We start from the raw sequence: 14731 nt of genomic DNA, 5'->3' as shown, positions 1-14731 counted from the left end.
TCTGTACGGAACTGCCCCGGTTCAGGCCCCGACGGCCTCGAGCCGGGGCAGTACGTGTTCACCGAGCAGGTGCAGGGAGCGCCATCCCTCGTCGACGGGCATCCCGCCGCACAGCGGATGCAGGACGAGGCCGGCACCGCCCAGCCCCAGGCACTCCTCGGGCGTCACCACCCGGTACACCCCCTCCGCCCGCAGCTCCTGAACCGTCGTCGCCCGCGACCGCACCGCCGAGCGGACCGCACCCGACTGCCAGGACGCGTACGTCCGGGCCTCGTGCAGGAAGTGCTCCCCGTGCTCCGCCCAGGTGCGGTCCGGGTCCACCGACAGGTGCAGCAGCGGCGTCGTCGCGGCGGGCATCACGCAGAAGCCCTCCGTCCCGTACGCGGCACGCCGCTCGTGGTAGTACGCCTCCAGCTCCGGCAGGTGCGCGCTCGGGAAGAACGGCAGCCCCAGCCGGGCGGCCCGCCGGGCGGCCGGCCGGGACGAACCGCCGACCAGCAGCATCGGGTGCGGCCGCGTGTACGGGCGCGGGGTGACCCGTACCGTACGGCCCCGGTGGGTGAACTCCTCGCCGGTCCACGCCCGCAGCACCGTCTCCAGCAGCAGGTCCTGGAGCTCCCCGCGCCGCTCCCAGTCGACGCCGTGCGCCGCGTACTCCTCCGGCCGGTAGCCGATCCCCGCGACCGTCACCAGCCGCCCCTTCGACAGCAGGTCCAGTACGGCGACCTCCTCGGCCAGCCGCAGCGGATCGTGCAGCGGGCCGATCACCGCGGAGACGGTGACCGAGATCCGGCGCGTCGCGCCGAAGACCGCCCCGGCGAAGACGAAGGGGGAGGGCAGCCAGTTGTTCACGGCACCGTGGTGCTCCTCCGTCTGGACGGTGTCCACGCCGATGCGGTCCGCGTACGCCGCCATCTCCAGCGCGGCGCGGTAACGGTCCGAGAGGGCCTCGGGCGTCGCCCCGGGCGCGACGAGGTTGAACCGGACCACTGTGAAGGCCATGAGAAGTCCCCCTCCGCCGGACGGTGTGCCCGGCGAAGGGGGACGTTAGCTGACGTGACGTCAGATGCACAGGGTGGCGGACACGGGCTCGGGGTCGGGATCGTCCGCCCTCGCCCTCCGCGCCGTACGCGGCAGCACGGCGTACAGCGCCGCCGCCACCACGATCGTCACCAGCCAGCCCAGGCCGTTCGCACCGATCCACGACCCCGCGAGCGGCCCGGCGAACCAGTCGACCTTGGTGAACAGCAGCCCCACGACCAGCGCCACGCCCCACGCGGTCATCGCCTGCCACGCGAAACCGCCCCGGTACCAGTAGGCGCTCGTCCGGGTGGTGTCCATCAGCGCCTCGCCGTCGTACGACCTACGGCGCAGCATGTCGGCGCCGAAGACACCGATCCACGCCGAGAACGCCACCGCCAGCAGCGTCAGGAACGAGATGAACGAGCCGATGAAGCTGGTCGCCACCACCATCAGCAGGAAGCCGAAGACCAGGCTGATCACCGCGTTCACGCTCACCGCCCAGGCGCGCGGCACGTTGATGCCCAGCGTCTGCGCGGTGAACCCGGCCGAGTACATCGACATCGAGTTGATCAGCAGCATGCCGATCAGCGCGATCACCAGGTACGGCACGGAGATCCAGGCCGGCAGCAGCTCGCCGATGAACGACACGGGGTCCTGCGCGGACGCCAGGCTCGGCGTCGACACCGCCATCACCGCGCCCATCAGCACCATCGGCAGCACGACGATCCCCGCTCCGCCCACCGTGGAGGCCACCACCGCCTTCGACGACGCCGTACGCGGCAGATAGCGGGTGAAGTCCGGGCCGGAGGGCACCCAGCTAATGCCGCCCGCCGCGATCGTGCCGATGCCCGCGACCATCATCGCCGTCGAACCGGCCGGCCTGGCGAAGACGGCACTCCAGTCGGTGTTGGCGACCAGATGGACCAGCACCAGCACGGAGAAGGCGCCGAAGAGGTACGTCGACCAGGTCGAGCACACGCGCAGCGCGTTGATGCCGAGGCCGGAGACGAGGAAGGTCGCCGCCACGAACAGCAGCAGCGTGACGATGATCAGCGGGGTGTTGCTCTTGATGCCGAAGAGCAGGTCGAGGACGGTGAGGACCGCGTACGCGCCCGTGACCGCGTTGATCGTCTCCCAGCCCCAGCGGGCCACCCAGATCAGGGTCCCGGGGAAGAGGTTCCCGCGCTGACCGAACACCGCACGGGACAGCGCCATGCCGGGCGAACCGCCGCGCTTGCCCGCGATGGAGATCAGACCGACGATCCCGTAGGAGAGGACCGGCGCCGCGACCGCGACCGTCAGCACCTGCCAGAAGTTCAGGCCGTTGAAGACGACCAGTCCGGCACCCATGGTGAGCAGCAGCACACTGATGTTCGCCGCGACCCAGGTGGGGAACAGCTCCCGGATGTGACCGGTGCGCTCGGCATCGGGGACGGGCTCGAGACCGCGGGTCTCCATCGCGCCTTCGGACGTGCCTTCGGGCGTGCCTTCGGACGTGTCTTCGGACGCGGAGGCGTGGGGCATGGATCAGCTCCGTGCGGGAGGAGGGGGGACTTCCCGCATCGTACGTTCCTCCCCAAAGAGGTCCAAACAGGGGCCTTGGTCCCGGGTGCACGCTCCGAGACCGCTCGACGGGGCGGTCGTGGCCGATACTGGACGGGTTATGGAAATCGTCATCCTTGCTGTAGTCATCGCTCTGGTCGCGGTCGGCGCGATCAGCGGCCTCGTGGTCAGCAGCCGCAGAAAGAAGAAGCTGCCGCCGCCCCAGGCGCCGTCGAGCACGCCGACCATCACCGCTCCGCCCGCCGAGCCGCACGTCGGCGAGGAGGCGGAGACACCGCGGGAGGAACCGCGCCGCACCATCGAGGAGGTGGACCTCCCGACGGCCGAAGAGGCCCTGGAGGCCCCCGCCGCCGTCGAGGACCCGCTCGTCGCGGCCCCGCCCGCGCCCGAGATCGAGGTTCCCGAGCCGACCGCCGGCCGGCTGGTCCGGCTGCGCGCCCGGCTCGCCCGGTCGCAGAACAGCCTCGGCAAGGGGCTGCTGACCCTGCTGTCGCGCGAGCACCTCGACGAGGACACCTGGGAGGAGGTCGAGGACACCCTCCTCACGGCCGACGTCGGCGTGGCGCCGACCCAGGAGCTGGTGGAGCGGCTGCGTGAGCGCGTGAGGGTGCTCGGCACGCGGACCCCGGAGGAGCTGCGCGGCCTGCTGCGCGAGGAGCTGCTCACCCTGATCGGCACCGACCTGGACCGCACGGTCCACACCGAGAGCGACCTGGACACCCCCGGCATCGTCATGGTCGTCGGCGTCAACGGCACCGGCAAGACCACGACCACCGGCAAGCTGGCGCGCGTACTGGTCGCCGACGGCAAGTCCGTCGTGCTCGGCGCCGCGGACACCTTCCGTGCCGCGGCCGCCGACCAGCTCCAGACCTGGGGCGAGCGCGTCGGTGCCCGCACCGTACGCGGCCCGGAGGCGGGCGACCCGGCGTCGGTCGCCTACGACGCGGTGAAGGAAGGTATCGCCGAGGGCGCCGACGTGGTCCTCATCGACACCGCGGGCCGCCTGCACACCAAGACGGGCCTGATGGACGAGCTCGGCAAGGTCAAGCGTGTCGTGGAGAAGCACGGCCCGCTGGACGAGGTCCTCCTCGTCCTGGACGCCACGACCGGGCAGAACGGCCTGGTCCAGGCGCGGGTCTTCGCCGAGGTCGTCGACATCACCGGCATCGTGCTCACCAAGCTGGACGGCACGGCCAAGGGCGGCATCGTCGTGGCGGTCCAGCGGGAGCTGGGCGTCCCGGTGAAGCTGGTCGGGCTGGGCGAGGGCCCGGACGACCTGGCCCCCTTCGAGCCGGAGGCCTTCGTCGACGCCCTGATCGGCGACTGACTCCGGGCCCCGGGCACCGGCGCACGCGGCCGGGGCGGCACCCCTCGCACGGGGTGCCGCCCCGGCCGCGTTCACGTCCCGGAGGTCACGCCCCGGCCGCGTTCCTCTGCCCCGACCGGTGGCAGATGTACGCCAGGGTGCCCAGCAGGAGGCGGGCCTGGGGCGGGGCGCCCGCGTCGAGGGCCGGGGGGCGCAGCCAGCGCGACGGGCCCAGCCCGGCGTGGTCCGACGGGGGAGCGGTGATGTGGGCGCCCGGGCCGAGGCACCGCAGGTCCAGCTCCGCGTCGTCCCAGCCCATCCGGTACAGCAGCCGCGGCAGTTCCGCCGCCGCGCCGGGCGCCACCAGGAACTGCGCCCGGCCCGTGGGGGTGACGCACACCGGCCCCAGCGGCAGGCCCATCCGCTCCAGCCGGACCAGCGCCCGACGCCCGGCCGTCTCCGCGACCTCCAGCACGTCGAAGGCGCGCCCGACCGGCAGCATCAGCGCCGCACCCGGGAAGCCGGACCACGCCTCGGTGACCGCGTCCAGCGTCGAGCCCGCGGGCACCACGGGCGCGAAGCCGAGCGGGTGCGCCCCGGGGGCCGCGCAGTCCGGGTCGCCGCAGGAGCACCGGCCCGACACCGCCCGGGCGCCCGGGACCACGTCCCAGCCCCACAGGCCGGTGTACTCGGCCACCACGGTGCACTCCGCGGCGCGGGCGCCGCGCCGCCGCGAGCCGGACAGGATGCGGGTGCCGCCGATCGTGAAGCCCATGTCCCCTCCAACGGTGGAACTCGCCGGTGGTTACGACCCGGAGCGTAACCATGACGCTCCGTCGCCATCGCCCTCCAGCGGGCGGCGCACGGTGGCGTGCAGGGTGGTGCGATCCGTAGCGCGCGCCTCTCCGCACCACGGTCCGCCGACTCCCGATCGTCGTAGTGTCAAGTGAATCGCGCCTGGCGGTGGTGGAGTTCATTCGAAGGGGTGGCGAATGGTGGCGTTTATGGAAACGGCCTCGCCGACCGGTGATCGTAGGATTACTTTCGGTGCACGAAAGCCAGGGTAGCGACCGTCCGGATGGGTATGCCGGAGGCAAGCCGGTTCACTGTTCGAAGGGTGCGACCTCCGGACGGGCGGCGGCAACCGACGGCATTCTGATATGGGTTCGCGCAACAGCGATTCGGCGGATGGGGGCCTTCCAGTGGGCGGCAGTGGCGCAGACGGTACGAATGCCGGGAAGCGCCCGAACGAGCAACTGAGCTCGTGGTTCGTGCGCAGCGGCTGGTCGAAGGGCGAGCTCGCGCGTCAAGTGAACCGCCGGGCGCGCCAGATGGGCGCACACCACATCAGCACCGACACCTCGCGCGTACGGCGCTGGCTCGACGGCGAGCAGCCGCGCGAGCCCATCCCGCGCATCCTCTCCGAGCTGTTCTCCGAGCGGTTCGGCAGCGTCGTGGCCGTCGAGGACCTCGGTCTGCGCACGGCGCACCAGTCACCCTCCGTGTCCGGTGTCGACCTTCCCTGGGCGGGCCCTCAGACGGTCGCCCTGCTCAGCGACTTCTCCCGCAGCGACCTGATGCTGGCCCGGCGCGGCTTCCTCGGCACCTCGCTCGCCCTGGCCGCCGGCCCCGCCCTCATCGAGCCCATGCAGCGCTGGCTCGTCCCCACCCCCGCCGCCGAACCGGCCCGCGCCGAACCGGCCGCCCAGCGCCGCTCCACCCGGCTCTCCCGCGCCGAGCTGGACCTGCTGGAGTCCACCACCGTCATGTTCCGCCAGTGGGACGCCCAGTGCGGCGGCGGACTGCGCCGCAAGGCGGTCGTCGGCCAACTCCACGAGGTCACCGACCTGTTGCAGGAACCGCAGCCCGCGCCGAACGCGAAGCGGCTGTTCCAGTGCGCCGCCGAGCTGGCCGAGCTGGCCGGCTGGATGAGCTACGACGTGGGCCTCCAGCCCACCGCCCAGAAGTACTTCGTGCTCGCCCTGCACGCCGCCAAGGAGGCCGGTGACAAGCCGCTGGGCTCGTACATCCTGTCCTCCATGAGCCGCCAGATGATCCACCTCGGGCGCCCCGACGACGCCCTGGAGCTCATCCACCTCGCCCAGTACGGCAGCCGCGACTGCGCCACCGCCCGCACCCAGGCCATGCTGTATGCGATGGAGGCCCGGGCGTACGCCAACATGGGCCAGCCCAGCAAGTGCAAGCGCGCCGTGCGCATGGCCGAGGACACCTTCGCCGACGTCGGCCTGGACGGCGAGCCCGAGCCCGACTGGATCCGCTTCTTCTCGGAGGCAGAGCTCAACGGGGAGAACGCCCACTCCTACCGCGATCTCGCCTACGTGGCCGGCCGCAGCCCCACGTACGCCTCGCTGGCCGAGCCGGTGATGGAGAAGGCCGTGGACCTCTTCTCCAAGGACGAGGACCACCAGCGCTCCTACGCCCTCAACCTGGTCGGCATGGCCACCGTGCACCTGCTCAAGCGCGAGCCCGAGCAGGCCACCAAGCTGGCCGAGCAGGCCCTCGGCGTCGCCCGGCGGGTCCGCTCCGAGCGGGTCAACACCCGGCTGCGCAAGACCGTCGACACGGCGGCCCGGGACTTCGGCGACGTACCCGAGGTCGTCAGGCTCACCGACAAGCTCACCGCCCAGCTCCCCGAGACCGCCGAGGCGGTCTGAGGGCACCGGGGCGGACCCCCGCACCACGGCCCCACGGCACAGACTCCGGCCGCGACCGTCACCCCGTACAGCCCGACTCGGCTCCCCCATTGCCAGGTCAACAGGGTGACAGTCGCGGCCGGTCCCTTTGACGTGCGCAGAGGGTACTCCCGTGACCTCCCCGTGACCCGGCGGTTCATGGTGACGTAACACACGGGGCCTGTTCGTCACTGCGGCGAAACATCGGGCGGCATCGACGGAAACCGCGCTGCGTAAATCTCGGGCTCATAACCGGCCACCCCTCATAGCCGGCGCAGCACCGGCTCCGCCCCGCACAGGCCGACCGACGACGAGGAGACGCCGATGCCCCCAGGCATCACGACCCTTGCGGCAGACGCACCCGCGCTGTCCGCCGCCAACACCGGGTTCATGCTCATCTGTTCCGCCCTGGTGATGCTGATGACGCCGGCCCTCGCCTTCTTCTACGGAGGCATGGTCCGCGTGAAGTCCACCCTCAACATGCTGATGATGAGCTTCATCAGCCTGGGGATCGTCACGATCCTGTGGGTGCTCTACGGCTTCAGCATCGCCTTCGGCACCGACTCCGGCTCCATCGTCGGATGGTCGTCCGACTACGTCGGGCTCAGCGGCATCGGGATCACCGAGCTGTGGGACGGCTACACCATCCCGGTGTACGTCTTCGCCGTGTTCCAGCTCATGTTCGCGATCATCACCCCCGCCCTGATCAGCGGCGCGCTGGCGGACCGGGTCAAGTTCACCGCCTGGGCTCTGTTCATCGCCCTGTGGGTCACCGTCGTCTACTTCCCCGTCGCCCACTGGGTGTGGGGCGCCGGCGGCTGGCTCTTCGAGATGGGTGTCATCGACTTCGCGGGCGGCACCGCCGTCCACATCAACGCCGGTGCCGCCGCCCTGGGCGTGATCCTGGTCATCGGCAAGCGCGTCGGCTTCAAGAAGGACCCGATGCGGCCGCACAGCCTCCCGCTGGTCATGCTCGGGGCTGGTCTGCTGTGGTTCGGCTGGTTCGGCTTCAACGCCGGCTCGTGGCTCGGCAACGACGACGGCGTCGGCGCGGTGATGTTCGTCAACACCCAGGTCGCCACCGCCGCCGCGATGCTCGCCTGGCTCGCGTACGAGAAGATCCGCCACGGCGCCTTCACCACCCTCGGCGCCGCGTCCGGCGCGGTCGCCGGTCTCGTCGCCATCACCCCGGCCGGCGGCTCCTGCTCGCCGCTCGGCGCCATCGCCATCGGCGCCATCGCCGGTCTGCTGTGCGCCATGGCCGTGGGCCTGAAGTACAAGTTCGGCTACGACGACTCCCTCGACGTCATCGGCGTCCACCTCGTCGGCGGTGTGGCCGGCTCCCTGCTGGTCGGGTTCTTCGCCACCGGCGGCGTCCAGTCCGACGCCAAGGGCCTGTTCTACGGCGGCGGCCTGGAGCAGCTCGGCAAGCAGGCCATCGGTGTCTTCTCGGTCCTCGCCTACTCTCTGGTCGTCTCGGCGCTGCTCGCCTTCGTCATCGACAAGGTGATGGGGATGCGGGTCAGCGAGGACGACGAGGTCCGGGGGATCGACCAGGTCGAGCACGCCGAGACGGCGTACGACTTCAGCGGGGCCGGCGGGGGAGCCGGTTCCCGCAAGACCCTCACCGACGCCCTGCCCGCAGCGCAGAACAAGAAGGTGGACGCATGAAGCTCATCACCGCGGTCGTGAAGCCGCACCGGCTGGACGAGATCAAGGAGGCCCTCCAGGCCTTCGGAGTCCAGGGTCTGACCGTCACCGAGGCCAGCGGCTACGGACGGCAGCGCGGCCACACCGAGGTCTACCGGGGCGCCGAGTACACGGTCGACCTGGTACCCAAGATCCGCATCGAGGTGCTGGTCGAGGACGACGACGCCGAACAGCTCATCGACGTGGTGGTGAAGGCCGCCCGTACCGGCAAGATCGGCGACGGGAAGGTGTGGAGCGTCCCCGTCGACACCGCCGTACGCGTCCGCACCGGCGAACGCGGACCCGACGCACTGTAAGGAGCCCCCGGGTGACGAGCACCGACATGACCGGCGAAGACTCGGGACCCAGCGGCTTCGCGGCGGCCCGGCTGCACCTCCTGCGACAGGAGGAGCGGTCCGGGCCGCCGCGCCGTGCCGCCCTGGCGCGGCTCACCGACGGCTGGCTGGCCGCCCTGACCACGGCCGCCGCACCGCCCCGCGGCACCGCCCTCGTCGCCGTCGGCGGCTACGGGCGCGGCGAGCTGTCCCCCCGCAGCGACCTCGACCTGCTGCTCCTCCACGACGGCACCGCCGACGCCGCCGCCGTCGCGGCGCTCGCCGACCGCATCTGGTACCCCGTCTGGGACCAGGGCCTCGCCCTCGACCACTCGGTGCGCACCCCCGCCGAGGCCCGCAGGACCGCCGGCGAGGACCTCAAGGTCCAGCTCGGCCTGCTCGACGCCCGCCACATCGCCGGCGACCTCGGCCTGGTCACCGCGCTGCGCACCGCCGTCCTCGCCGACTGGCGCAACCAGGCGCCCAAGCGCCTGCCCGAACTCCACGAGCTGTGCCGGGACCGCGCCGAACGCTCCGGCGAGCTCCAGTTCCTCCTGGAACCCGACCTCAAGGAGGCCCGCGGCGGCCTGCGCGACGCCACCGCCCTGCGCGCGGTCGCCGCCTCCTGGCTCGCCGACGCCCCGCGCGAGGGGCTCGCCGAGGCGCGCCGCACCCTCCTGGACACCCGGGACGCGCTCCACCTGGTCACCGGGCGGGCCACCGACCGGCTCGCCCTCCAGGAGCAGGCCCAGGTCGCCACCGCGCTCGGCCTGCTCGACGCGGACGCCCTGCTCCGCCAGGTGTACGAGGCGGCCCGCACCATCTCGTACGCCTCCGACGTCACCTGGCGCGAGGTCAACCGGGTCCTGCGCGCCCGCTCCGTACGCCCCCGGCTGCGCGCCCTGCTCGGGGGCGGCGGCAAGGCCCAGCCCGAGCGCACCCCGCTGGCCGAGGGCGTGGTCGAGATGGACGGCGAGGTGGTGCTCGCCCGCACCGCCCGCCCCGAGCGCGACCCCGTGCTGCCGCTGCGCGCCGCCGCCGCGGCCGCCCAGAACGGCCTGCCCCTGTCCCTGCACGCCGTACGCCGCCTCGCCGCCACCACCAAGCCGCTTCCCGCACCCTGGCCGGCCGACGCCCGCGACCAGCTCGTCACCCTCCTCGGCGCGGGCGAGCCCACCGTCCCGGTCTGGGAGGCCCTGGAGGCAGAGGGGCTGATCACCCGCCTCCTGCCCGACTGGGAACGCGTCCGCTGCCGCCCCCAGCGCAACCCCGTCCACACCTGGACCGTCGACCGCCACCTCGTCGAGACGGCCGTCCGCGCCTCCGCCCTCACCCGCCGCGTCGGCCGCCCCGACCTGCTCCTGGTCGCCGCGCTCCTGCACGACATCGGCAAGGGCTGGCCCGGCGACCACTCGGTCACGGGCGAGACCATCGCCCGTGACGTCGCCGCCCGCATCGGCTTCGACACCCACGACGCCGACGTCATCGCCACCCTCGTACGCCACCACCTGCTGCTCGTCGAGACCGCCACCCGGCGCGACCTGGACGACCCGGCCACCATCCACTCCGTCGCCGCGGCCGTCCGGTCGCCGTCCACCCTGGAGCTCCTGCACGCCGTCACCGAGGCCGACGCCCTCGCCACCGGCCCGGCCGCCTGGTCCTCGTGGCGCGCCTCTCTCGTCGCCGACCTGGTCAAACGGGTCGCGGGCGTGCTCGCCGGCGACACCCCGCCGGCCCCCGAGCCGGCCGCCCCCGGCGCCGAGGAGGAACGCCACGCCGTGGAGGCGCTGCGCACCGGCGAACCCGTCCTCACCCTGCACACGCAGGAGCACCCGTCGGCCGACCACCCCGAACCGGAACCGGTCGGCGTCGAGCTCCTGATCGCCCTCCCCGACCAGCCGGGCGTCCTGCCCGCCGTCGCCGGGGTGCTCGCCCTGCACCGCCTGACCGTCCGCTCCGCCGACCTGCGCGCCATCGACCTGCCCACCGAGCTCGGCCCCGCCGCCGTGCTCGTCCTGAACTGGCGCGTCGCCGCCGAGTACGGCTCCCTCCCGCAAGGCCCCCGGCTGCGCGCCGACCTGGTCCGCACCCTGGAGGGCTCCCTGGACATCCGGGCGCGCCTGGCCGAGCGGGAGGCGGCCTACCCGCGGCGGCGGGGCGTCACGGCGCCGCCGCCCCGGGTCACGGTCGCGGAGGCGGGCTCGGCGCTCGCCACGGTCATCGAGGTCCGCGCCCACGACGCCCCCGGGCTGCTGCACCGCATCGGTCTGGCCCTGGAGGGCGCCCGGGTCAGGGTGCGCAGCGCCCACGTCTCGACGCTGGGCGCGAACGCGGTGGACGCGTTCTACGTCACGGGCGAGGACGGTGCCCCGCTCGCCCCGGAGGAGGCCTCGGAGGTGGCCCGCACCCTGGAGGCGGGCCTGCGCGGCCGGTAGCGGGGGAGGCCGCTTGCCGGGCGGGGCTGATGCGCGGCCCCGCCGGGCGGATACCCTGGGGGGCGACCGTCCGCCTTCCCCCTACACCTGAGGATCCGCGACCGCCGTGTTCGATACCCTCTCCGACCGCCTTGCAGCGACATTCAAGAACCTCCGGGGCAAGGGGCGCCTGTCCGAGGCGGACATCGACGCCACCGCCCGCGAGATCCGGATCGCGCTGCTGGAAGCCGACGTCGCCCTGCCCGTCGTGCGCGCCTTCATCAAGCAGGTCAAGGAGCGGGCGCTCGGCGCCGAGGTCTCGCAGGCGCTGAACCCCGCCCAGCAGGTCATCAAGATCGTCAACGAGGAGCTCATCGGCATCCTCGGTGGCGAGACCCGCCGTCTGCGCTTCGCCAAGACCGCGCCGACCGTGATCATGCTCGCGGGTCTCCAGGGTGCCGGTAAGACCACCCTCGCCGGAAAGCTCGGCCTCTGGCTGAAGGGCCAGGGCCACTCCCCGCTGCTGGTCGCCTGTGACCTCCAGCGCCCCAACGCCGTCAACCAGCTCTCGGTCGTCGCCGAGCGCGCCGGGGTCGGCGTCTACGCGCCGGAGCCGGGCAACGGCGTCGGGGACCCCGTCCAGGTCGCCAAGGACTCCATCGAGTACGCGCGCACCAAGCAGTACGACATCGTCATCGTCGACACCGCCGGCCGGCTCGGCATCGACCAGGAGCTGATGCAGCAGGCCGCGGACATCCGCGACGCCGTCAGCCCCGACGAGGTCCTCTTCGTCGTCGACGCGATGATCGGTCAGGACGCGGTCAACACGGCCGAGGCGTTCCGTGACGGCGTCGGCTTCGACGGCGTCGTGCTGTCCAAGCTCGACGGCGACGCCCGTGGTGGTGCCGCCCTGTCGATCGCACACGTCACCGGCCGTCAGATCATGTTCGCCTCCAACGGCGAGAAGCTGGACGACTTCGACGCGTTCCACCCGGACCGCATGGCGTCCCGCATCCTCGGCATGGGCGACGTGCTCTCGCTGATCGAGAAGGCCGAGCAGACCTTCAGCCAGGAAGAGGCCGCCAAGATGGCCTCCAAGCTGGCGAGCAGCAAGGGCAAGGACTTCACGCTCGACGACTTCCTGGCCCAGATGGAGCAGGTCCGGAAGATGGGCTCCATCTCCAAGCTGCTCGGCATGCTCCCGGGCATGGCCCAGATGAAGGAGCAGATCAACAACATCGACGAGCGCGACGTGGACCGCACGGCCGCGATCATCAAGTCGATGACCCCCGGCGAGCGCCACGACCCGACGATCATCAACGGCTCCCGCCGGGCGCGTATCGCCCGCGGTTCCGGTGTCGACGTCAGCGCGGTGAAGTCGCTGGTCGAGCGGTTCTTCGAGGCCCGCAAGATGATGTCGCGCATGGCCCAGGGCGGCGGCATGCCCGGTATGCCGGGCATCCCCGGCATGGGCGGCGGGCCGGGCCGGCAGAAGAAGCAGCAGAAGCAGGCCAAGGGCAAGCGCAAGAGCGGCAACCCGATGAAGCGCAAGGCCGAGGAGGCCGCCGCCGCGCAGCGCCGCGAACAGGCGCAGCAGGGCGGAGCGTTCGGACTGCCGGCCGGGCAGCCCGGGCAGGACTTCGAGCTCCCGGACGAGTTCAAGAAGTTCATGGGCTGAACGAGGGCTTGGGAAGGGGCGTCCACCACGGGTGGGCGCCCCTTCGCGCATCCCGGGAGCTCACCTAAACGTCAAAGGGTGGGTGCTATGTACGTGATGCCGCATTCGCCCGCCTCTCGCATCATGGCTGCGTGGCCAATTCCGTACCCCCGCGCGACCGCACCGACCAGCCCTGGCGCTCCGAGGGAGCACCGCCGCCACCCCCGCCGCGCAAGCGCGTGCCGGGGTGGGTCTGGCTCGTCCTCGCCGCCGTGGTCGTCTTCGCCCTCACCAACCTGGCCCTGTCCCTCTTCGGCAACGGTGACGAGCGGAAGATCTCGTACACCGAATTCAGCCGGCAGGTCTCGGACGGGAACGTCGCCAAGATCTACTCCAAGGGCGACGCCATCGAGGGCGAGCTGAAGAACGAGCAGCGCTTCACCACCCAGCGCCCGGCCTTCGCCGACGACGACCTCTGGGCCCAGCTCACCAGAGAGAAGGTCACCGTGACGGCCGAACCGGTCGTCGAACGGCCCAGCCTCCTCGCCAACCTGCTGCTCTCCCTGGCGCCGCTGCTCCTGCTCGTCGTGCTGTGGCTCTTCGTCGCCCGGCGGATGCGGGGCACCGGCTTCGGGGCGGGAGGCATGCTCGGCCGCAAGACCCCGCCCAAGCCGGTCGAGCTGGAGGTGGGGCAGCGCACCACCTTCGCCGACGTGGCGGGGATCGACGAGGTGGAGGGCGAGCTCAACGACGTCGTCGACTTCCTGAAGAACCCGCAGGCGTACCGCAGGATGGGCGCCAAGATGCCGCGCGGCGTGCTGCTGGCCGGCCCGCCCGGCACCGGCAAGACGCTCCTGGCGCGGGCCGTGGCGGGGGAGGCGGGCGTGCCGTTCTTCTCCGCCTCCGCGTCCGAGTTCATCGAGATGATCGTGGGCGTCGGCGCCTCACGCGTACGGGAGCTGTTCAACGAGGCCCGCAAGGTCGCGCCCGCGATCATCTTCATCGACGAGATCGACACCATCGGGCGCGCCCGGGGCGGCGGCGCGGCCGTGGGCGGGCACGACGAGCGGGAACAGACCCTCAACCAGATCCTCACCGAGATGGACGGCTTCTCCGGCTCCGAGGGCGTCATCGTCATCGCCGCCACCAACCGCGCCGACGTCCTGGACCCGGCGCTCACCCGCCCCGGCCGCTTCGACCGGATCGTCCACGTCAGCCCGCCCGACCGGGGCGGCCGCGAGGCCATCCTGCGCATCCACACCCGGGACATCCCGCTCGGCGCGGACGTCGACCTGGCCCAGGTCGCCCGTACGACACCCGGCATGACCGGCGCCGAGCTGGCCAACCTCGCCAACGAGGCCGCCCTCCTCGCGGTCAAGCGCGGACAGCACCACGTCACCCGCTCCGACGTGTCCGACGCGCTGGAGAAGATCCAGCTCGGCGCCGAACGGGCCCTCGTCATGCCCCTGGAGGAGCGGCGCCGCACCGCGTACCACGAGAGCGGGCACGCACTGCTCGGCATGCTCCAGCCGGGTGCCGACCCGGTCCGCAAGGTGACCATCGTGCCGCGCGGGCGCGCCCTGGGGGTGACCCTGTCGACGCCGGACGCCGACAAGTACGCGTACACCGAGGAGTACCTGCGCGGCCGGATCATCGGCGCCCTCGGCGGCATGGCGGCCGAACAGGTGGTGTTCGGGGCCGTGACGACGGGCTCGGAGAGCGACCTCGAGCAGGTCACCAACATCGCGCGGGGCATGGCGGGCCGCTGGGGCATGAGCGAGCGTGTCGGCCGGCTCAGCGCCCTCCCGGGCGACGCGCAGCAGGCGTACGGGCTGTCGGCGGCGCCCGCGACGCTGGACACCGTGGCCGACGAGATGCGGCGCATCGTCGACGAGTGCTACGAGAGCGCCTGCGCGCTGCTCGAGGAGCACCGCCCCAAGCTGGACGCGCTGGCCGCGGCGCTCCTGGAGAACGAGACGCTGGAGGAGGAGGCGGCCTACCGGGCCGCGGGCATCCCCCGCCTCGCCAAGGAATGACCCCCGCCGGCGGTA

10 protein-coding genes are annotated in these 14731 nt (G+C 72.3%); 7 read left to right on the top strand and 3 right to left on the bottom strand.

Annotation, left to right across the window (positions count from 1 at the left end; translation table 11 throughout):
- Window positions 1-21: 21 nt before the first annotated feature.
- Both E2B92_RS27260 and E2B92_RS27255 read right to left on the bottom strand, forming a co-directional pair.
- Window positions 22-1002 (bottom strand): LLM class flavin-dependent oxidoreductase, encoded by a 981-nt coding sequence (locus E2B92_RS27260; RefSeq protein WP_126884708.1) that lies wholly within the window; start codon window positions 1000-1002, stop codon window positions 22-24.
- Between the two features lie 60 nt (window positions 1003-1062).
- Window positions 1063-2547 carry a cytosine permease gene (locus E2B92_RS27255; protein ID WP_126884709.1) on the bottom strand — a complete coding sequence of 495 codons (1485 nt, stop codon included), beginning with the start codon at window positions 2545-2547 and terminating at the stop codon, window positions 1063-1065.
- Between the two features lie 139 nt (window positions 2548-2686).
- Here E2B92_RS27255 and ftsY point away from each other — a divergent pair, with 139 nt between their 5' ends.
- Window positions 2687-3913, top strand: a complete 1227-nt coding sequence (gene ftsY, locus E2B92_RS27250) for a signal recognition particle-docking protein FtsY (protein WP_126884710.1) — start codon at window positions 2687-2689, stop codon at window positions 3911-3913.
- An 85-nt stretch (window positions 3914-3998) separates the two neighbouring features.
- On the opposite strand, the gene E2B92_RS27245 is transcribed toward ftsY, so the two are convergent.
- Complete coding sequence (locus E2B92_RS27245; protein WP_126884711.1) at window positions 3999-4667, bottom strand: bifunctional DNA primase/polymerase; 669 nt, start codon at window positions 4665-4667, stop codon at window positions 3999-4001.
- A gap of 427 nt (window positions 4668-5094) precedes the next feature.
- Here E2B92_RS27245 and nsdA point away from each other — a divergent pair, with 427 nt between their 5' ends.
- From nsdA to ftsH, 6 genes are all read left to right on the top strand, one after another.
- Complete coding sequence (gene nsdA / locus E2B92_RS27240; protein ID WP_126884712.1) at window positions 5095-6567, top strand: transcriptional repressor NsdA; 1473 nt, start codon at window positions 5095-5097, stop codon at window positions 6565-6567.
- Window positions 6568-6909: 342 nt separating this feature from the next.
- Window positions 6910-8256, top strand: coding sequence for an ammonium transporter (locus tag E2B92_RS27235; protein WP_126884713.1), 1347 nt, complete (start codon window positions 6910-6912; stop codon window positions 8254-8256).
- On the top strand, window positions 8253-8591 hold the full coding sequence (locus E2B92_RS27230; RefSeq protein ID WP_084904268.1) for a P-II family nitrogen regulator: 339 nt from the start codon (window positions 8253-8255) through the stop codon (window positions 8589-8591). The genes E2B92_RS27235 and E2B92_RS27230 overlap by 4 nt, the downstream gene beginning before the upstream one ends.
- Window positions 8592-8617: 26 nt before the next feature.
- A complete protein-coding gene (locus tag E2B92_RS27225; protein ID WP_399431326.1) occupies window positions 8618-11044 on the top strand; it encodes a [protein-PII] uridylyltransferase in 2427 nt (808 codons plus the stop codon).
- 106 nt (window positions 11045-11150) lie between these two features.
- Window positions 11151-12701 (top strand): signal recognition particle protein, encoded by a 1551-nt coding sequence (ffh, locus tag E2B92_RS27220; RefSeq protein ID WP_126884715.1) that lies wholly within the window; start codon window positions 11151-11153, stop codon window positions 12699-12701.
- 131 nt (window positions 12702-12832) lie between these two features.
- Window positions 12833-14716: an ATP-dependent zinc metalloprotease FtsH gene (gene ftsH / locus E2B92_RS27215; RefSeq protein ID WP_126884716.1), complete on the top strand. Its 1884-nt coding sequence runs from the start codon at window positions 12833-12835 to the stop codon at window positions 14714-14716.
- The last annotated feature ends 15 nt before the right edge of the window (window positions 14717-14731 follow it).

Source organism: Streptomyces sp. WAC05374, assembly GCF_004353505.1.
In the GTDB taxonomy this organism is placed as follows: Bacteria; Actinomycetota; Actinomycetes; order Streptomycetales; family Streptomycetaceae; genus Streptomyces.
Note: the sequence above shows the minus strand (reverse complement) of the source record. Positions and strands in the feature narration are given on the sequence as shown.

What these genes read in the sequence shown, in the direction of transcription:
- E2B92_RS27255 (WP_126884709.1), bottom strand. Translation starts at nt 2,547, where the DNA reads ATGCCCCACGCCTCCGCGTCCGAAGACACGTCCGAAGGCACGCCCGAA.
- E2B92_RS27245 (WP_126884711.1), bottom strand. Translation starts at nt 4,667, where the DNA reads ATGGGCTTCACGATCGGCGGCACCCGCATCCTGTCCGGCTCGCGGCGG.
- E2B92_RS27225 (WP_399431326.1), top strand. Translation starts at nt 8,618, where the DNA reads ATGACCGGCGAAGACTCGGGACCCAGCGGCTTCGCGGCGGCCCGGCTG.
- E2B92_RS27235 (WP_126884713.1), top strand. Translation starts at nt 6,910, where the DNA reads ATGCCCCCAGGCATCACGACCCTTGCGGCAGACGCACCCGCGCTGTCC.
- E2B92_RS27260 (WP_126884708.1), bottom strand. Translation starts at nt 1,002, where the DNA reads ATGGCCTTCACAGTGGTCCGGTTCAACCTCGTCGCGCCCGGGGCGACG.
- ftsY (WP_126884710.1), top strand. Translation starts at nt 2,687, where the DNA reads ATGGAAATCGTCATCCTTGCTGTAGTCATCGCTCTGGTCGCGGTCGGC.
- E2B92_RS27230 (WP_084904268.1), top strand. Translation starts at nt 8,253, where the DNA reads ATGAAGCTCATCACCGCGGTCGTGAAGCCGCACCGGCTGGACGAGATC.